Source organism: Hoylesella pleuritidis (assembly GCF_963541955.1).
Classification (GTDB): Bacteria; Bacteroidota; Bacteroidia; order Bacteroidales; family Bacteroidaceae; genus Prevotella; species Prevotella pleuritidis.
The window spans coordinates 46,341-66,424 of record NZ_CAUTUT010000016.1; the positions used below are offsets into that span (position 1 = coordinate 46,341).

Consider the following 20,084-nt stretch of genomic DNA (forward strand, 5'->3'; position numbering starts at 1 on the left):
GATTAGTCTAATCGGTAGGGGAGAATACGTCTCAGTAAGACATACTCATATCTTCGGGCACGCAGATGTAATAATCGGCGAGTCCTTTGTAGGCGTCTTCCAAATGCGAAATGTTCTCTTGTCGCACGGCGCGTACGGTCTTGAACGTTGTTCCCGGACGGTATTGCAGTAGGTAAGGGATGATTCCTTCCTTAGCATCTGAATGATAACTGCCGTTGAAATGCAGAAACTTGCCGTGCAGATTCTTGGTTATAAACCAGCCCATTGTAGCATCTTTGATGGCCTGTGCCTGTGCAATGCGCTCGGGATCGGCACCTTTATTCTTGCCCATTGCCCCCATCATAGCGAAGCCTGAGACAGCATTGGCATTGGGAACATACCGAATCGGCAGAGGGGGAAGGTATCGCTTGGCTTCGGGCGAGAGTGAATCAAGGTATGCCAGCCCGTGATTCTTTACGGCATTGGCATATCTTCGGGGTACGTTTGTAGCGATCAGCGGTAGCCGATTGTCCTTGATGTAAGAGACGATAGATGCATAATCAGTGCTGTAATTAGGCCAAATGCGTGCCTCTTCTTCAAAGCGGTCGGATGAAATGGTGCCATTCAAATACTCGTCGATGATGAGTTGTGTATCGGCTTCAAACATTTCCATTCCCACTTCGAGGTTTTTCCCGTGGATGTCGTGTAGCGATTCGAGAATCTTCAACTCTAACCAGTGAGTGATAACACAGTTATGCATCTCACCGATGAAGACGACATCGGGAGTAGAAAGCGCGTTGATCAAGGCCTGATACGTCATTTCACGTCCTGTGTTGTCGTAAAGTTTGTAGGCTTCCGGAGCCTTTTGTGCACCGACATTGAGTCCGAACAGCAGTGTCGTCGACAGCAAGATGTAGCGTAAGTGATTATGGATTGTCATTGTTTTTGGATTTAATGAGTAAAATTTTCTTGTCCCATTGCAGATCGTCTGCAAACCCTTGACAGATGTCTTTCGGTGTAATCGTATCGAGACAACGAGTGTATTCGTTGAAGTCTGTAAGGCTTTCATCGTTGCGGATGAGTGAAGTCAGTGCCGTTTTCCATTCGGACGGAGCTTTGTCTGACAATGTTTTGCGTTTCGTTACAATGAAAGAGCGTTTCATTTTATTGAGTTCTGCAACCGAAACGGGATGTAGCTTCAGCTCGTCAATGATATCTTTCAGTAGGCGATCGGTGCGCCCCCGGTTTGCATCTTTCACCGAAATGGTGAGTCGGAAGTGATAAACCTGCTGCGGGCGACCACTGTAATAGAGGTCGGCAAAGGGTGAATAGACGATATTTTCGCGTTCTCGCAAGATACGGATAAGGCGATCTTGTAAGATGTCACGCATCAGTTTGAGACGCAACGAGTTGCGAAGTGAAGGTTCATAATTGCCTGCGAAAACATAATTGAGTACTGTCTGGTCATCGTTCCCGTTGTTGAACGACTCAATATAAGTTGTTGTTGGTGATGCAAAAGGGGTATCTTTGAATGAGAAAGCACCGTTGGGGCGTTTCATTCGAGCGAATGTTGCGATAGCAATTCGGGAAATTTTGTCTGGCGGAAAGTTGCCCGTGAGAATGATGGTAAGTTGTGACGGGTCGGCAAACAGTCGTTTGTAATACTGTGTAAGCGTGTCGATGTCGAGCACATTGATGTCGTTTTTCGTCAGCATCGGCCGCATTCTGCTGAGTGCATTGCCTGTAAGCGAGTCTATCCGATTATTGATCAGCCGGTCGGCGTCGTGTTGCATTAGTTTTTCCAATAGTGTTTCTTTGCCCATTCCGTCAGCTTCGGCCTTACGTATCTCTGTAAAATCGGTACGGTTCAAGCCCGGATGGCACATCTTTTCGTAGATTAGATTGAAGAGTTCTGTTGCTTTTTGCACTGGTGCCGATGCCAAAATCTGATGCCAATAGTCATCTTCGCCGATGACCATAGACAGCTTTTCTTGGTTCATTACGGTCAAAAGCGTGTCTGAATTTATTTTTTCGAGTCCGCCCATATCCACATAACTCACGGCATCGTGATATTTCCGATAGTCGCGATCGGTGAGATCGGCAGTGCCACCACGGCCGAATGCCGCAACGAAAAGCATTTGTTCGTCATCTAATGTGGGCCGGAGAAGGAGTCGGAGACCGTTACTGAGCTTGATACCTGTTACTCCTAAGTCGGCGTATTGTGTCTGATTGGCTATTTGTCGGGCGTCGAACGTGTGCTTGGTTGTCAAGCACAGCGGTATGTCGACGGGCTTTTCGTCGCTTATCTGCGGATGAAAGGCGTAATTTTCGGTCGTCTGTTGCCATCCTATTTGCCATGCTTGGTCTGCCTCTTTAACCGTTAATGGCGTCTCATTGGGCACACATGGATTAGTGTAAGCAAGCAATCGGCACTGTTGGAAATTGTGAATCAGCTGGCGGAGAAGTCTTGCCAATTGTCTGTTCGTGGTTTTTCGTAACGATATTCGTACTGTTTCGATATCTTTGGGAGCACGAAGCGGACGATCGCCGGCAGTGATATAGTCTACGAAATCATCGCAGAGATCGGTGGATAAGTGTTGGGCGGTGTCCGGTTTCAGGTGAGTGAGCCGACTGTCGATGCCGATTTCCAATTCGCCCGGGCAGAATCCATTCTTCAATATACGCCGAAACTCTCGGGCTGTCGATGTGATTTGATGCAGTAATTCGGACTTTTCTTTAGCTGAAAAACTTAAAACGAAATGGTCTTTATCGGCTAAATACCAATTGTTCGATACGTCACAGCCTGTTTTCAATGCGTTCAATCGATTAGAAAGACAGGCGATGAGTAGGTTCATTCGTTGTTTTTGCACGGCCGATGCAATGGAATTGACCGTCGTTGTGCGGTGAGGTACGATGATTTCAAACTTTGTTGAAGTCTGCATGGAATCTCTTACCTCCTGCCAAGACACGCCTTTGGGATAGTCGAAAGGATAAATTTGCGTTCTCATTGACGGTTTTCGAGGGATAGATGACAGCCTGCGACGCAGCAAGTCGACCGTTTTTGCGGCGTCGATGTTCCCTATTACGACGACGGTTGCTAATTGCGGAGCATACCATTGGTTGTAAAAGGTTTGCAAAGTGTGGTTGTCGATATGCTGAATATCGGTTTCCGTGCCGAGTGGCATACGTTGGGCATAGCGCCCTTTGCCTATCTTTAATGGATAAAAATCATCGTTTGTGCTGTAACCTCGCAATTCTTCGATAATCACACCACGCTCTTTTTTTACTCGTTCGGGATCGAAATTGATACCATCTAACCAGTCTCTGACTGCCAATAAGGTAGAATCCATCACGGTTTCATTACCTTTTTCCATAGGAACGGATAACCAATAGATGGTGCGATCAAAGCTCGTGAAAGCATTGATATCACGTCCGAACTTCATCCCTTGTCGTTCAAAATAGTCGATCAGTTGGTGTTTGGGGAAGTGTTTCGTACCGATAAAAGCACTGTGTTCTAAGAAATGAGCACTCCCTTTTTGTCGATCGGTTTCCATTAATGATCCTACCCGCATTACTAATCGTATTTCAACATCGTGTTTGGGCAAGTCATTGGGGAGGATGATATAATGAAGTCCGTTATCAAGTGTGCCTTCGATGGTTCCTTTCGGAAGACTAATGGGGTAGGACTTAGCCGTATAGGCCTGCGTGATAACGGTCGCTTGCCAAGCAAATAAGACCGTTATCAGCAGACGGAAAAGTATCTTCGGACAAACCGGAGCTTTCTTTTTCACAAGCGTTTATTTATGCATCGTGTAGGTTACACGTACTTGTTCGTAGCCGTTAGCACCGTCGAAGTCCCACGGGAATATAAAAGTCATCGTTCCTTTTGTGAAATCATAGCTTGCAGTCGGTTGTATCCAATCTGTCGGAGTATGTGTAAACGTATCTCTGCTGACATCACTTACGGCAAGCCAACGCTGCGGAGCGATCGATCCTCCCATAGTAAGGAAGTCGTCATCAATCTTATATCCCACTAACTTTCCACCTTCTTCGATCTCTACAACGGTACCTTTCTCTTTCAAAGCGAGTAATCGATCCCATGCCGAAAATGTGTAATCGAAAGCAAGACCGATGATGGGATAGCCATAAATGTCATTCCTATGCACGAGGAGATTAATGGATTGAGTTGCAGGAACGAGCTTAATGCTGTCGAGAGAGGCGGTGAATGTCTCCTTGGCCGGATCATACTTGATGGCTTTAACAGCTGCATTGCCATAAGGAGTAGCTAAGAAGAATTCTGTGTCTTCTACTGTTTTACGTTTCAATACACTATAAAAGAAAGAGGTAAGTCCCATCGGATTATCTGTCATTTTCAGTATCGGAGTGTCGGCTGTGGCCTTTTGGCTGAGCGTAATGATAGTATATCCCTTGAACGTTTTTTGTGCTTCGCCGTTGAAATATGTCTCTTTATCTTCTGTGTTGAATGTAACGACAGCTTCAACAGCAACTTTTCCAAGTATGCGCGACACATCGATGCCATACTTCTCTTTATATCCTGCGATGAGTTTGAGTTGTTCCTGGGTGAGAACAGGTACATCCGAGTCGGGGTTTATGGTAATCTTAATGTCTTTTTTTACTGCTTTGATCATCGGATCGGATGTTTTTCCGACGGCCAAAGAGATCGTTCTCGGTACTGAGAGTGCGTGTTTCGCATTAGATAATACTTTGATTGTTGCTTCCTTCTGCCCCGGTTTGAAAGTTAAAACGGTGTTTTCAATGCGCACGATATCATCTTCATTGCCGGTAACTACGAGTTCTACAGTTTTTTCTTTGTCGGGAGTGAATGCCAGAAAAGCTTTGATCGTGATGCCGTTCGTATCGTCTTCGGACATAAAGGCGTTGCCGGAGATACTGAGATCGAGCCCGTTTGTCATCTGTTCTTTTTTGTTGTTATCGTCACTACAAGCTGTTATCGCGAAAATAGAAGCGATGAACAACACACTAAGTTTGATGTGTTTCATATCTTTCTTATTTGAGTTTATTTATTGATGGGCCAGCCTTCGTTCTGGCTTACGTTATCATTGAACCTATATTCAGATCGTGGAATGGGGAAAGTCCATCGATAGTCGTCGACGGATATATTTGCATTCGATGCACTTCCCCAGCGTGATAAGCGCGCCAATGGTTGTAAATGAGTGCGCTTTAAATCAAAGAAATTGATGCCTTCACCCACAAATTCGCGTTGCTTGTCGAGTAAAATACGGTCGAGTAGGGCATCTGAGGTGATATCGGCAGGTGCTTCTTCTACCCCGATCTGTTTCCAGTAACGGTTGATTAAGGTACGAGCTGCGTTAGTATTACCTGTTCTGCAATAGGCTTCCGCAGCTATATAGAAAGCTCCGGCATAGCGAATCTGGTTGATATAAGTTGTGGTTTTGCCTTCTTTATTATTCTTGTTATACTTTCCCAAGAGATTACGCACAGCATCGTCCATTGTAAATGGATAAACGGAGAATGCTTTGCGAACATCCGAATCGGTAAAATTGAGAGCAGGATTAAGTGCGAAATAGTCGCCTTCTGCCGCCGAATATTGGATAGAAACATATATCTGACTCGTTGTATTGAATGCGAAGATGCGACCGTTATAGCTCTCTCCCGACCAAAGCCGATTGAGTCCGTCAGAAGTAAAATAGCTGTTGTCGGCCAGAGCGATTACTTGTTCGGCCTTGTTTGCAGCTTCCTGATAGTCAGAACTGTAAAGAGCGAGATCTGCCAAAAGATACTTTACGGCAGTCTGTGACAGCCAACCGTTGCGATCGGGAGTGTTTTTTACCTGTTCGGTGTCGGTGAGTAGCTGCCGGATATAGGCAACACACGCCTTGATTGATGAACGCTTGTTAGTCTCCAAACCCAAAAAGTTTTTGATAACTACGCCGTCTGCTTCAGCATTTCGATCGTAAGCCGGAGCGAAAATACGTAGGAGTTGGAAGTAACAGAGAGCTTTCAAAGTTTTGGTCTCAGCCTCAATAGCCTGTTTCTCCTTGTTCTCAGCTTCGGTGTTAGTCGTTACTTGCGGAAGTCTTTCAAGTAAAGCGTCGCACGAAGAGATGGTATTGTAATAGCCAAGCCATATTGTCGGTGCCTGTTTACTGATTTCTTTGTCCTCCCAACGATAAAGATTGAGTGTAGAAATGTCTTTGATTGAAACGGAAGTAGGGCAGAAATCATTGCCCAGTATTGACAATTCGTACTCGTAATGCGGGTAAGAGAGATAGGCGGAAGCTAATAATGAGCGTGCATTCTCAACGTTATTGATGGCGTCTGGATCAGAAAATTGATCTTGCGGAGGGATGTTCAGCGAGCAAGAAGCGAGTGAAATACTCCCCATTCCTATACCTATTATATATATGGCAATTTGTTTCAGCATAACGAGAGATTATCAAAAGATGAGATTTAAATGGAAAGTAAAGACGGGCTGAACCGTTCCTGCGAGTTTGCCACTTTCCGGATCAGACTCTTTGTAAGCTGTCCACGTGAAGAGATTAGAGCCTTGTAGCCCAATATTGGCATATTGTATGAACGGTAAAACTTTGTGAAGTGTGCCGGAAGGAATACGATAACGAAGTGCGAGACTTGATAGTTTGAGATAATCGCTACGCCCGACGGTGCGTGAGTTAGGATAAAGCGCAAGATTTTCTTCTGCTATTGACTGTGTGTAAAACGGTGTCCAATACTCTTTGTGTTCATCTCCGCGTTTGAACCACATCTTTTCCGTCTGACCTGCAACGGCATTATAGATTGCATTATCACGGTTCCGCACATACTGGTAGTTGAATCTCTGCTTACCGCCGAATACATAATAGAACGAGATATCAAAGTCGAAAGACTTGTAAGAAAAGCTAACGTTGAAACTACCGGCATAAGGTGGAGTGAGATGTCCAAGTGAAACGAAATCATCTCGGGTCAATTGCTCTGTTCCTTGCTTTTCTTTTCCATCGGCAGTAAGAAATACTGGATAGCCTGTTAACGGATTAATGCCCAATGAATGAGCACCGTAGATCATATCATAGGCCTTTCCTACCTCGTAATTCGGCAACATCGCTTGTTCGTCTAAATACAGTTTGTCTGTCCAATAGAGACTGAGCACCTTGTTGCTGTTATAAGCTATGTTCGCGCCTAAGCCCAAACGACAGTCATAAGTGTCGATGACCCGAGCATTGATACCCGCTTCGATGCCCCTGTTCTGTAGCACGCCAATGTTTCGTTTCAATGTAGTGAAGCCCGTACTTGTAGGAATCGGGACATCGAGCAGTGCTTGTTCGGTGCGGCGATTGTACCAATTTACGTCCAAAGTAATACGTTTGAACAGTTCCATTGTCATTCCGATGTCGGTGGCTTTATTCTGTTCGGCCTTCAAGTCTTTGTTATAAAGGGAGAGAAGAGCCAACGACCGACTCGTTTCGTATGCTTGTTCGGAGAAGGCGAACGTGCCAGTGGTACTCGAAACGGTGACCCCGTTGAGATTGGCAGTGACCCCGTACGATGCTTTCAGATTGAGTCGGGTAATCACTTTATTTTCTTTCAGCCACGAATAGTTAGTAGGTGTCCATCCGATACCGGCTGCCCAGGCTCTGTTCCATCGTTTGTCTCGGGGTAAAACGGATGAAGCGTCGGCTTTGTAGGTAAGATATAAATCGTAGAGTTCATTAAAAGTATAGCCCGCTACGACTCCGATACCCATCTGGGCATTCTTATCGCGTGGGTTTCTGACTTCCGGTTGCCGATAGCCTCGTAGTGAACGGTTGATGGCCGATGGCGAATCGACGTTCCCCACACCGTAACCGGTGATACCAACAGCATCATAGTTATACAGATAATAGTCCATATTGGCCCCTAAGGTGAGGTCGTGTACATCGCCGAATGTATGATTATACGTAACGCGTAGATTGCTCGAGAGGTTTGTCGTGGTAGCTTTCGTACGACTGTAAATACCTTGTGCCAATGTTGGAACACCTTTCTTGGATTCCGAATAGGCCGAAGCTGGAGTGAAACGATGGTCTTCTCCTAAGAGAATATCAAGTCCGGCGACGTATGCAAGGGTCAATCCCTGCACGGGAGTCAGCGTTAAGTTGGCACTCACTCCGGTGTTTTTATCATTTGAATCGCTGTTGAATTGATGGATCAAATCGTTATATGTACGGTCAGGATAGGAATAAAGACTACCCGTTTTGCGTTCATATGGATTAAGGTTGTACACCAGCGATGTTAAGTCGAAAGTTGTTCCGTTAGGCGTCTTGCTTTTGGCGTAGCCGCCGTTGACGCCTAACATCAAGTAACCTATCCGCCCGATCCGTTGGTCTAAACTCATTCTCACGTTGAAACGCTGCTTGTTATTGCCTTCCAATCGCCCTCCTTGGTAAGTGTAGTTACCTGAAATATAATAGGTAGTCGTATTGTTTCCGCCTTTGATACTGATGCTGTGCTTCTGATAAATATTGTTATGGATAAGTTCTTTAAACCAGTCTGTATGAATGTTTCGCAGTTCGGCGAGCTTTCGTTCGCCTTCGGCGATGAGCTGTTCTTTATTCGGATCGGTGGCATTATATTTCTCATAGTAATCCCGACTGAATCTATATCCCGGCGCAGCAGGGTTTTGCAACAGTCGTTCTAATTCGAGTTTCTCTGCCGAATCCATCATTTTCACACCTCGCCGACCGCGTGCCGTGAGTCCGAAATCCATTCCATAAGTTACGGTCAGCTTGCCGTTGTATCCCCGTTGAGATGCAATTTCAAGTACACCGTTGGCTGCTTTCACGCCGTAAAGTGCACAGGCAGCCGCGTCTTTAAGCACTTTAATGCTGCTGATGTCCTGAGGATTGAGGTTATAGAATGTTTCTGCGGAGATGATTTGCCCGTCAAGCACATACAACGGTTCGTTGGTCTCATTACCGCGACGTAGCGATGAGTTGCCACGAATACGTATTTGAGGAACCGATCCTAACTCGCCCGTGTTGATGACATTCAATCCCGGCACCATACCTTGCAGTGCGAGGCCTATGTCGATCATAGGTTTTTCGGAGAGACGCTTCATATCTACGTTCTCTACTACACCCGACTTGGCACGCAAGTCGATGGCATTGATGTTGCTTTTGGCCTTGATAACTACCTCGCCCAAGTTCTTCGCGTTCTCAAATAGCTTGACATTGAGCTGTTTCCGGCCGTCGTATTTAATGCGTTTAGTGGCATATCCGATGTAGGAAAACACGATTTCTGTGCCTCGCTCCCACGTACCGCCAAGCTGATAACGGCCTCCTGCGTCGGTCACGGCAATAGAGTGGGTGCCCGTTACGTGAACGGTCACACCCACCAATGGCTCGTTTTGTGTATCGGTTACATAGCCGAACAGTTTGCTTTCCTGGCCGTTACATCGGAAAGAAATGGCAAACAGCAGGCCGAATATCAACAGAACGGTTGTTCTGAACCTCTTCATTGTCTCCTGATTTCTTATTTTGCGCTATGTAACCACTGCTTGGTCTGTTCCACAATCCAGTCAGCTACGAGACCGGTCGAGGCCGGAAGAATGCCCTCGGCACTGTAAACGATCTCCACACCGCGGCTTTTTACTAATGCGGCTTGTTGTTCGTTCATCTTATGACGGTCTGCCATTTGCTTTACATCCGATGTAAGATAGATGCCCTGTACAATGATGCGTTTCTTGGCTTGGGCAGCTTTCGTCAGAAGTGGCATCAGCTTTACGCCGAAGTTATAGCCCATTTCGATCAGTCTTCCGTCAGTATACGTAATCTTGCTGTGCTCTTTTACATACTTGCTTACATTCTCCAAGATATTGTTCCAGAAGCCGATGCGATCGTTATCACCGTGTGCAAGGAGAATGACTGCTTCGTTGGCAGGGTCTTTGGAAAGGCTTTTCACCCGCTCCATCATTGCCTTTTCCAAGACGTAGCTATAATAAAAGGTGGGCCCGAGAACGATAGGCGTGCGACTCTTGACCATTTCTGTCTTTTCCTCTGCTAATTCTTTACGTACGTGAGGATTGTATTTCTGTCCCAGAATATTGGGTAAATCCTCTTCGGTATGGCTCGACGGGGCCATAAATAGCGGCAGCGCAAAAATCGAGTCTACGCCCTGTGTTTCGCAATCTTTAATAACCGATGCTATCGAAGGCTCCGTATATTCCATCAAAGCCACGCGAACATAGTCGATTCCTTTCAACTCTCCGGCCTTTACTTTGGCCCGAACGATCTCTTCGAGGTTTAAAACAGGCTTGCGCCAACTTTCCATCGGCGATCCGTGAGCAATCACAACGAGTGCGTTCTTGGCTTCTGAGCCACAGACGCCTGCCATCAACAGGGCAAGTGAAAAAAGTAATTTTTTCATCATTTAATTTGTTTTTAATTTATTATTCGACCTTTCAGACACGCGCAAAAAGCTGTCTTCAATAGGCAGATCGGTCTTGCGACGTGCAAAAATATCAAGAAGTAGAGAGATGTGCAATACTCAAAAATAGTGAAATTCACCGTTGTAGAGTGGGAGATAGCCGGTCAGTTACCCAATAATTGTTATTTTTTTAGAAGTAAGGAGAAGGAGAGTAGGTGGCAAGCAGGCAGGAATAAGGAGGAAAATAGTAGGTAGTAGAGTGGTAAGTAATAATGGGTTGGTGTATTAGGATTTAAGAGCTGTGGTGCGCAAAGCCGTTAAATGTGCTGCAACTAACCGTTACTTGCATTGCGATTAACGGTTACTTACACGCTGATTAACGGTGAGTTGCACAGTGTTTAACGGTTACTTGCTGAGCGTTTAACGGTTAATGAGGTTGCGTCAGGAACCGAGCTGGCGGATCATTGCATCGAAATCCTTGGCACCGCCGACTTTATTGAATAGCTTGTTGAGCAGGCGTACTCGAATGTTTGTCACCGACTGAGACGACGATGCGGTGAGAGCGGCAATCTCGGAAGGAATGAATCTGAGGCGGATCAACAGACAGATATTGCGTTCTTTATGAGAAAGCAGACCGGCAGTATCCAATGCCTGAACGAATGTCGATTGCTGTTCGCTCATCAGATCATATACAGCCTGCCAATGTTCTGTCGTTGCCGATCTGCCGTGAGCTGCCAAATTATGGAGCTGCAGCACGGCTTCAGCGTTGAGCAATGTGTCTGGCAATGCCCAATTTTCAGGCTTTTGACGGTCTTCCTGATAGTCGGCGAGCTTCTGTTGCAGACTTCTGATTTCCTCCATCTTGGTTGCAATTAACGCATTATTGGCCTGTCGCTCGTGCCGAAGATGCCGAAGCAGGTTACGGGTTTGCGTATATTGTTCGAGATCGGCAATGTAACGGGCATTTTGTTGTTCGATGATTTGCCGGTATTTCCGTGTTCTGACACGATACGACAGATAGATAACGAGCACTGACAATAGCAGGGCGGTAATTGAAATCATCCACACGTGTTCTGTTTTTCGTATCTGCCGGGCCGCTGTGCGTGCATCGAATTCTGTTTGATAATTGGCAATCTCGGTGGCATTGACAGCCTGATAATTTTCATATTCGCGGTTGAGCCGATGGCTTAAAGACAGTTCTCGACGGGCATCTCCTGCCTGTTTTGCGTATGCAATCAGTTTTTTGTAAGACGCGATGCGTGTTTCCGGGTCGCGAGCTTCTACCGACATATAGTAATAATCACACGCTTTATCTTTGTTGCCGAGCTGCTCATAAAGGTCGCCTGCACTCTTGGCCGTCTCGTAAAGATGGCTGGTAGTCATCGCGCTGTCTATGTAATTGCGGGCCAATTGGTAGTTTTTCTGTTTGAAATAGAAGTTGCCGAGCTGAGCCATCACCTCTTCCCGCACCGCAGAACTTGTGGAAAGGGGCTTACAAAGACGGATGTAGTGAATGAAACTGTCGGTTTTGCCCAATCGTTCATACAGTGAGGCGATTCTTGAAAGGCATTGTGCGCGGGCATCGACCGTGATTCGTGGGTCGTCGATAGACAGTGAACGCTTGAAATGTTTCAATGCGATTTCCTTGCAATTGGCCGCTGCATTCGTCTGTCCGAGCATTGTTTGGATGGAGAATTGCAGGTAGTTATCGGGCAAGTTGCGCGCCATCAATTCGGCATCTTTAAGATATTGCACTGCCCGAAGATATTTTCGGGTGTTGTAAAAGGAAATACCGTGTTGGAGATATGCCCGCACTAACTTATCCATTTGCTTGCTCCGGCGATAGAATCGCTCGCTGGCGGCAATCATCGAATCGCTTTTCGTATAGAGGCCCACATTGTGCAAAGCCTCGATATAAAGCAGATTGTAGAGTGCCGAGTCATCGGCCGTAGCTAATCCGCCCGTTGGAATGCTGTCGAGAATCTCAAAAACGGTATACGGGTCGGTGTCGACAATTTGCCAGGCCGCCGTTAACCGATTGTCCGTCGGCTGCTGTTTGCCGCAGCCGACAGACAAAATGGTGAGGGATATAAGGATGTTTCGGATGCTGAATTTCATCTTTATCCCAGGCAGAAAGTTACGGGAAGATTGAATTTCACACGTACAGGCTTACCCTTTAAGCGGCCGGGCATCCATCTGGGCATCGATTTTACCACTCTAATTGCTTCGGCGTCAAGCAGTGGATGCACCTTGCTCATTACGCGAACGTTGCTGATTGAACCGTCTTTCTCAACGATAAACTGTACCAAACAACGGCCTTGTATCTTCTTCTTAACGGCTTCAGGCGGATACTTTGTGGTCTTAGAAAGAAACGCCATCATCTCTTTCTGGCCGCCGGGAAACATCGGCATCTCTTCAACCATTTCATAAACTTTGTGTGACTTTTGGTTTGTCGCATTAGCGTTGACAGCCGTCGAGGCCGAAATTGTCATTGGGCACAGCATCAGAAGCAGTGCCACGAGTGCTTGAATCATTGTCATTCTTTTCATAATCGTTGTCGTTTAAAAATGAGATATTAGGTTGTCCGGACGCTGCAAAAGTACGAAACAAACAGGCAGCAAGCAAGTTTTTCATTACACAAAATTACACATCGCCTTACAAAAACGGCCAATTGGTTTGCGATTAACAGTTAAATGGTAGTAAGGAGTAGGGAAATGAGGAGGAAAATAATAGGTCGTAGCCTGTGATTAACGGTTAAACACGATGTATTTAACCGTCAGTTGTGTTGCGATTAACTGTTACTTGCGAGGTAATTAACGGTTAAACGGCGTGTGATTAACTATTAGTTGCAAGCTGTTTTGTAATATATTAGATGAAGAATGGAAGATAAAGGATGAAAGTTTGTTTGCCGGTTCAAGTAAACTTTCATCCTTTATCTTCCATTCTTCATCTAATATTATTTCCGAATCAATACATATCCCAACTTGTGTGATACGCCTCGGGCATTGAGCGAACGAATGATGTATATGCCGGAAGGGATGTCTCGTATATCAACTTGCATATTTCGGTACGGTCGAGTAGCGATAATGGTGCCTTGAAACGTCTCGATGGCAATGAGATCGGCATCTAAGATCTTGCTCTTTTGCGGTAGATAGATCATCTTTCCATCGCATTGCAGCAATTCGACAGCAGTCGATTCTGTTTGCGGTCGCTCCATTTGCGCGGGCGAACTCTCGTTACCGTATCTGTCAACAGCTGTCACGGCATAATATCTTCGGCCCTTGACAGAAGGCAATTCGATATTAGTAGCCTGTACACGTGTAGTCATCAAATTACGTGCATCATTGATATCGACAGGATATTCGCGACTGCTGTACACATTATATAATAGGTATGACCCGTTGCTTCGATCCCGAGCGCCCTGCCACGAAAGACGACCGGAGATACCGTTATCCTGCGATGAGATACCGATGGAAGTAGGAGGCAGCGGCGGGATGTCGTGAATCCACGTCATTGCAGGAATGAGTGCAGGGCTGCGATCGAACTCATCAGCCGTGAAATCATATATTCCTTTTACGTTATCGGTGAAAAACTGTGAGCGGAAATGTGCAAATCCAAGATGCCATCGACGCAGAAGTTCCATCTCGCGGGTAATCGTTTCCAAGGGCCAATCGGCCTGATCGGGCGACAGGAAATAAGTACCGAGTCCGGGAGCGACGATTCGTCCATTGCTCTGTTCGGCCCAATCGATGGCAAAAGGATAGAATTGATTACCCTGAAAATACATCATCGGGAAGAGCTCATCCATTATCCCGGCTCGCAACCAGCCCTGAGCATCTTGACAAACCTTAGTATATGCATTCCAACCGTGGCTTCGGAAGCGACTCAGATCATCATATTTCCCCACGGGCGAAGCACTCAATTTCACCCACGGTTTGCGCGATTTGATCCGCGTATAGATTGCTCGCACAATGCCGGTGATATGCTTTCGAGCCTCATCGCGCGTTATTTGGATGGGCCAAGTCTCCGGATAGCGGATGTAATCGAGGTGAATGCCATCTATATCATAGTTGTTTGTAATCTCATCGCATATATTGGCAAGCCACGAAGACGTCCGCTCATCTTCTGGATTCATATATCCGTCGGGCCCGATGCGGCGTATCAGTCCTGGAAGTCGTTGTCGAAGATGGCGGCATCCCAATGCATCCCACTTGCCGACAGGCATCGTTACTACCCACGCCTGTATCTCCATACCACGCTTGTGGCACTCGTCGACAGCAAATTTCAGTGCATCGTAGCCCGGCGATTGTCCCGTAACACCCGACAGACAACCGTCCCATGGCTCGTATTGGGATGGATAAATCATCGTGCCTCGTATGCGTGTCTGCATTAAAACGGTGTTGATACCGGCCTGTTTCAATTTATCGAGAATGTCGCAAAGCGCCTGTTGCTGCTTCGCAACCGACTGTTCGCTGTGCGCATAGCCGTGAGGCCAGTCTAAACCGCCTATTGTCGTGAGCCAAACGGCACGCACTTCGTATTTCGGAGAAGCTGTAAACACATCGGCCTTTATGCCGATCGGCAATGCAAACAGCACGGAAAGGAGTGGAAAGAAAAGACTTTTCATCTTGTCAGAAATCTTGTAACCGTTTGATTTAAATATGTTTTAACTTGCGAATTGACTGCAAAGTTATGGATTTTTTCGCGTTATTCAAATTATTTGTTTACTTTTGCAACGACTATTTACACAATTCATCGGGCTATGATTTCATTCACTTTGTCGCTTTTGGCACTGATTATGGGCTACCTGATTTACGGTAAATGCGTCGAGCACGTGTTCAAACCGGATAATCGACCGACACCTGCCGTAGCACAAGCAGACGGTGTTGACTATATTGCTTTGCCCACTTGGAAAGTCTTTATGATTCAATTCCTCAACATTGCAGGTACTGGTCCCATCTTCGGAGCTATTATGGGAGCCTGGTACGGGCCTGCTTCCTACTTGTGGATTGTGTTTGGTTGTATTTTTGCAGGGGCTGTTCACGATTATTTCAGCGGTATGTTATCCGTCCGTCATAAAGGAGCGGGCTTGCCAGAGTTGGTTGGAATCTATCTCGGTCAAGGTACCCGACGCGTGATGTTGGTATTTTCCGTGGTGCTGTTGCTGATGGTCGGCGTGGTATTCGTGTATAGTCCGGCCATCATTTTGGGAGATATTTGGGGCTCGAAGATGACGTGGATCATCGCCATTTTCATCTATTATATCGTCGCTACGATGATGCCGATCGATAGAATCATTGGTAAAATCTATCCGCTTTTTGCCTTTTCGCTGCTGTTTATGGCGCTGGCGCTGTTGGTAGGACTGTTTATTAAGATGCCCGAATTGCCCGAATGGTGGACTCATCTCAATCAGAGTAATCTGAATGAGAATCCTGCTTGGTTGGGCGAAAGCAATTTTATGGAAGTTAATCCGTTATTCCCTTGCCTGTTTATAACTATTGCTTGCGGGGCGATCAGCGGTTTCCACGCTACCCAGAGTCCGTTAATGGCACGTTGCTTAACGGCCGAAAGACACGGGCGTCCTATCTTTTACGGTGCTATGATTACCGAAGGCATTGTGGCATTGGTATGGGCTTCGGTCTCAATGTACTTCTTTTATTACGGCGGTTGGCGTGAAGTCGTGGCACCGGAAACGGCTAATCAGTTTATCGCACAAGCCAAAGGCGGACACAGTTTGATTGAGTTTTTCAGTGCTCCGACCGTTGTCAAAATGGTATGCGAGGGTTGGTTGGGCGTCTTCGGGGGGATTTTGGCTTTATTAGGAGTGGTTGCAGCACCCATCACGAGCGGCGATACCGCCTTTCGCAGTGCCCGACTCATCATTGCAGAATTCATTCATCTCGATCAGAAAGCTATCTCCAAGCGTCTCTATATCTGCCTGCCGATATTCTTAGCAGCCATCGGTCTGCTTGTGTGGCAGATGGAAAACCCTAACGGTTTCAATATTATCTGGCAGTATTTCGGCTGGGCCAACCAAACGTTAGCAGTCTTTACACTGTGGACTATCACTGTATATCTTGTGCAAAAGCATAAACCTTTCTATCTCACTCTTATCCCGGCGCTCTTTATGACCGTTGTTTGCGCTATGTTCCTGATGGTTTCTCCGCAGGCGTTCGGATTGAGTCGGTCAGTCTCTTACACCGGAAGCGCAGTAGTATTAGTGATGGCTTCGGTATGGTTCTTTGCTTGGTATCAACGACAAATCAATCAAAACAAATAATGATATGAAAAAGAAGATTGTATTAATAATGGCAACTCTGTTGCTCACTCTTACTGCCCACGCGCAGTTCGAGGCTGAAAAGATGTATGTAGGAGGCTCATTAACGGGGCTCAATCTCAATTACAACGGGAAAGATAAGCTCAATCTCGGTGTACAAGCACAAGTCGGTTATTTCCTCGAAGATAACTGGATGGTGCTGGCTCAGGCTTCTTTCCAACACTATGGCAACGATTCTGCACCCGATAATGTGTCTATCGGCGTAGGCGGTCGTTATTACGTCGTGCAGAACGGACTATATTTGGGCGCCAATTGTAAACTCGTTCACGCTTATCATAACTATAACGACCTGATGCCCGGAGTAGAACTTGGATACGCGTTCTTTATCAGTCGGACTGCAACTATTGAACCGGCGATTTATTACGATCAGTCATTCAAAAGTCATAAAGACTATTCTACGGTCGGATTTAAGATCGGAATAAGTCTGTATCTCTAATCAATTGCACTGACAATTCACTCAATTCGGGATTTATCGGACTGCTGGAGACAGAATGAAAATATGTCGATCAGCGTCTGATAAATTCCTATTTTTTTGTAACTTTGCCGTGAAATGGAACAGCAATATCCCTCGAAGTTATTGGAAAAAGCGGTTACGGAGTTTGCAAGTCTGCCCGGAATCGGACGCAAAACGGCGTTGCGTTTGGTGTTGCATCTACTCAGACAACCAACTGACGACGTACAAGCGTTTGCCAAAGCGGTGTCGACGGTGAAACAAGACATCAAATATTGTCGTGTATGCCACAACATCAGCGATACCGAAGTGTGCCCGATCTGTTTAAGTTTGCATCGCAATACGTCGCTGATTTGCGTCGTTGAGAATATCCAAGACGTGATGGCCATCGAGAATACACAGCAATACAACGGTCTGTATCACGTCTTGGGCGGTGTCATTTCACCGATGGACGGTGTGGGACCGACCGACATCGAGATCGATTCTTTAATCGAAAGGGTGCGCAGCGGAGGCATAAGCGAAGTAATTCTGGCGCTGAGTTCGACGATGGAAGGCGACACAACCAACTTTTATATATCGCGGAAACTGGCCGAATTCGATGTGAAGCAGAGTGTGATTGCACGCGGAATATCCGTGGGCGACGAACTGGAATATACCGACGAGGTAACTTTGGGACGCGCCATTGTGAACAGAACGGCGGTAATGAACAAATAACGACGATGTATGGAACGAATAAGAAAAATCTTAATGACGGAATTTTGCACAGCGCTGGGGCTCTCGTTGCTCGTCGTCGTGCTGTTTGAGACCGATCTTTTACCCGTCGGTCTGCTGGTAGGTGACAAGTCTTCCGAATTTGTTCCGGCCACAGTGATGGAGCTACTCACCCTCTGTACCATCCCGTTAGCTTTGCGATTGTTCCGCTTCAGGCGTGTATCTGCACAATTGAAAACCGCTCCCGAGCGTGCGTTACTGCGCTGGGGAACGTTTCGGATGCTGCTCATTTGCGTGCCGATGATGGCCAATTGTCTTCTCTATTATCTCTATATGTCTACCACTTTTGGCTATATGGGGATCATTCTGATGCTTAGTCTTTTCTTCATTTATCCCTCCCGGCAACGTTGTCAGGGTGAAACTGAACGATGAAACTATCTGTCGTTATTATCAATTACAACGTAAAAGATTACTTAGGACAATGTCTTACATCGCTTGAACGGGCTTTGGCAGATGTCGAATCAGAAGTTTTAGTAGTTGATAATCACTCTGCCGACGGGTCGGTAGCCTATATCGAGAAGCACTTTCCTACTGTAAAACTCATCAGCAGTTCGCATAATTTGGGCTTTGCACGTGCTAATAACCTGGCCATTCGGCGTTGTCAAGGTGAATTTATTCTACTGTTGAACCCCGATACGATTATCGGTGAGGAAACGATTCACCGCTCGATCGATTTTATCGAATCGCATCCCGCAGCAGGTGCAATGGGTGTTCGGATGCTGAAAGCAGATGGTTCGGACGCTAAGGAATCACGCCGCGGAATGCCGACTGTGATGACCTCGTTTTACAAAATGAGCGGACTCTGCGCTGCATTTCCCACAAGTCGTCGCTTCGGACATTATTATATGGGATACCTGCCGTGGAATCAGGCAGCTCTGATCGACATCGTAAGTGGGGCCTTTTGCCTGTTACGACAGTCGGCTTTACAGCAAATAGGCCTTTTGGATGAGGACTTTTTTATGTACGGTGAGGACATCGAGCTCTCTTGCCGACTGTTGAAAGCAGGTTGGCAAAACTGGTATCTACCCGTAAAAATCTTGCATTACAAAGGTGAAAGCACGCAAAAGTCGTCCTTTCGATACGTTCACGTCTTCTATGAAGCTATGCTGATCTTCTTCCGAAAACACTATCGGCACACAAGTTTTCTGCTTACCGGACCAATCAAAGTGGCCATTTGGCTGAAAGCTTTAGTGGCTTTAGTTGGCCTTCTCGTCGTGAAAACACGGCGCAGTATGGGCTTTTTTGAACGGAAAAAGATAGAATGCGACTATCTCTTCATTGGAAACGAAACATCGATAGCCACTTGTCGTCGATTGGCAGACAGCAAAGCGCTGAACGCCCGATTCGTTGTAGGAAGCGAACAGACGTTGCCCGCAGGACATCAAGGACTGACCGAACCTGTCCGTCTCACTTATGTCGTCTACGATATAGATGCTTACAGGTTTGATACGATATTTGAAATCTTCTCAAAAAATCATCACCCTAACGTGCGTTTGGGCACTTTCAATCCGCAAACACGAACTATTATCACCGCCGAAGACATATTGCAATGAAATTACCCGAAGTAAAAATCCGAGCGATGGAGCCCGAAGACTTAGACGCATTATATCGGATCGAAAACGATACGACACTGTGGGATATCGGCCCTACCAATGTTTCGTATTCCCGTTATGTGCTGCGTGATTACATAGCACATTCATCTGCCGACATATATACAGATAAACAAGTGCGTCAAATCATTGAAAACGCTGCCGGAGAAACGGTTGGCGTCATTGACCTTTGCAACTTCGAACCGCGCCATCTGCGTGCGGAGGTCGGCATCATCATCCAAAACGACTGTCGCGGAAAAGGCTATGCAGCAGCTGCAATGCACTGGCTCATCGATTATTCGCGCCGCATCTTGCATCTGCACCAGCTCTATGCTGTGGTGGACAGCGATAATACACGATGTCTGCAATTATTCTCGCAACTCGGATTCGCCCATAATGCCGTGTTGAAAGACTGGCTCATGCAATACGATTGCTACCGCGATGCCGTACTGTTGCAACTAATGCTATAAACAAAAAACGCCGAAGACGATATCTTCGACGGTTTCAGCGGTGCGTACGAGATTCGAACTCGTGACCTCCTGCGTGACAGGCAGGCATT

General features: G+C 46.4%; 15 protein-coding genes. 6 read left to right on the forward strand and 9 right to left on the reverse strand.

The window, feature by feature from the left end:
- Nucleotides 1-31 precede the first annotated feature (31 nt).
- The 9 genes from RWY97_RS07810 to RWY97_RS07850 all read right to left on the reverse strand — a co-directional run bounded on the left by RWY97_RS07810 (nucleotide 32) and on the right by RWY97_RS07850 (nucleotide 15,004).
- Nucleotides 32-919, reverse strand: coding sequence for a ChaN family lipoprotein (locus RWY97_RS07810; protein WP_315566490.1), 888 nt, complete (start codon nucleotides 917-919; stop codon nucleotides 32-34).
- Nucleotides 906-3,770, reverse strand: coding sequence for a M16 family metallopeptidase (locus RWY97_RS07815; RefSeq protein WP_315566492.1), 2,865 nt, complete (start codon nucleotides 3,768-3,770; stop codon nucleotides 906-908). Before RWY97_RS07815 ends, RWY97_RS07810 begins: the two co-directional genes overlap by 14 nt.
- Nucleotides 3,771-3,776: 6 nt before the next feature.
- Complete coding sequence (locus RWY97_RS07820; RefSeq protein ID WP_315566494.1) at nucleotides 3,777-5,000, reverse strand: DUF4929 family protein; 1,224 nt, start codon at nucleotides 4,998-5,000, stop codon at nucleotides 3,777-3,779.
- A gap of 17 nt (nucleotides 5,001-5,017) precedes the next feature.
- Nucleotides 5,018-6,406, reverse strand: coding sequence for a RagB/SusD family nutrient uptake outer membrane protein (locus RWY97_RS07825; RefSeq protein ID WP_315566495.1), 1,389 nt, complete (start codon nucleotides 6,404-6,406; stop codon nucleotides 5,018-5,020).
- Between the two features lie 12 nt (nucleotides 6,407-6,418).
- Nucleotides 6,419-9,469 carry a SusC/RagA family TonB-linked outer membrane protein gene (locus RWY97_RS07830; protein WP_315566497.1) on the reverse strand — a complete coding sequence of 1,017 codons (3,051 nt, stop codon included), beginning with the start codon at nucleotides 9,467-9,469 and terminating at the stop codon, nucleotides 6,419-6,421.
- A gap of 14 nt (nucleotides 9,470-9,483) precedes the next feature.
- A complete protein-coding gene (locus RWY97_RS07835) occupies nucleotides 9,484-10,380 on the reverse strand; it encodes a sirohydrochlorin chelatase (RefSeq protein WP_315566499.1) in 897 nt (298 codons plus the stop codon).
- 438 nt (nucleotides 10,381-10,818) lie between these two features.
- Nucleotides 10,819-12,495, reverse strand: coding sequence for a tetratricopeptide repeat protein (locus RWY97_RS07840; RefSeq protein ID WP_315566501.1), 1,677 nt, complete (start codon nucleotides 12,493-12,495; stop codon nucleotides 10,819-10,821).
- A 2-nt stretch (nucleotides 12,496-12,497) separates the two neighbouring features.
- Complete coding sequence (locus RWY97_RS07845) at nucleotides 12,498-12,926, reverse strand: energy transducer TonB (RefSeq protein ID WP_315566502.1); 429 nt, start codon at nucleotides 12,924-12,926, stop codon at nucleotides 12,498-12,500.
- Between the two features lie 407 nt (nucleotides 12,927-13,333).
- Nucleotides 13,334-15,004, reverse strand: a complete 1,671-nt coding sequence (locus RWY97_RS07850) for a glycoside hydrolase family 10-like protein (protein ID WP_315566503.1) — start codon at nucleotides 15,002-15,004, stop codon at nucleotides 13,334-13,336.
- A 135-nt stretch (nucleotides 15,005-15,139) separates the two neighbouring features.
- On the opposite strand from RWY97_RS07850, the gene RWY97_RS07855 reads away from it, so the two are divergent.
- The 6 genes from RWY97_RS07855 to RWY97_RS07880 all read left to right on the forward strand — a co-directional run bounded on the left by RWY97_RS07855 (nucleotide 15,140) and on the right by RWY97_RS07880 (nucleotide 19,995).
- Entirely contained in the window at nucleotides 15,140-16,657 is a 1,518-nt protein-coding gene (locus tag RWY97_RS07855; protein WP_315566504.1) for a carbon starvation CstA family protein, read from the forward strand.
- A gap of 4 nt (nucleotides 16,658-16,661) precedes the next feature.
- On the forward strand, nucleotides 16,662-17,150 hold the full coding sequence (locus RWY97_RS07860) for an outer membrane beta-barrel protein (protein ID WP_021583469.1): 489 nt from the start codon (nucleotides 16,662-16,664) through the stop codon (nucleotides 17,148-17,150).
- Nucleotides 17,151-17,264: 114 nt separating this feature from the next.
- Nucleotides 17,265-17,879, forward strand: coding sequence for a recombination mediator RecR (gene recR / locus RWY97_RS07865; RefSeq protein WP_021583471.1), 615 nt, complete (start codon nucleotides 17,265-17,267; stop codon nucleotides 17,877-17,879).
- Nucleotides 17,880-17,888: 9 nt separating this feature from the next.
- Entirely contained in the window at nucleotides 17,889-18,308 is a 420-nt protein-coding gene (locus RWY97_RS07870; RefSeq protein WP_315566508.1) for a hypothetical protein, read from the forward strand.
- Complete coding sequence (locus RWY97_RS07875; protein WP_315566510.1) at nucleotides 18,305-19,489, forward strand: glycosyltransferase family 2 protein; 1,185 nt, start codon at nucleotides 18,305-18,307, stop codon at nucleotides 19,487-19,489. The genes RWY97_RS07870 and RWY97_RS07875 overlap by 4 nt, the downstream gene beginning before the upstream one ends.
- On the forward strand, nucleotides 19,486-19,995 hold the full coding sequence (locus RWY97_RS07880; RefSeq protein WP_315566512.1) for a GNAT family N-acetyltransferase: 510 nt from the start codon (nucleotides 19,486-19,488) through the stop codon (nucleotides 19,993-19,995). Before RWY97_RS07875 ends, RWY97_RS07880 begins: the two co-directional genes overlap by 4 nt.
- The last annotated feature ends 89 nt before the right edge of the window (nucleotides 19,996-20,084 follow it).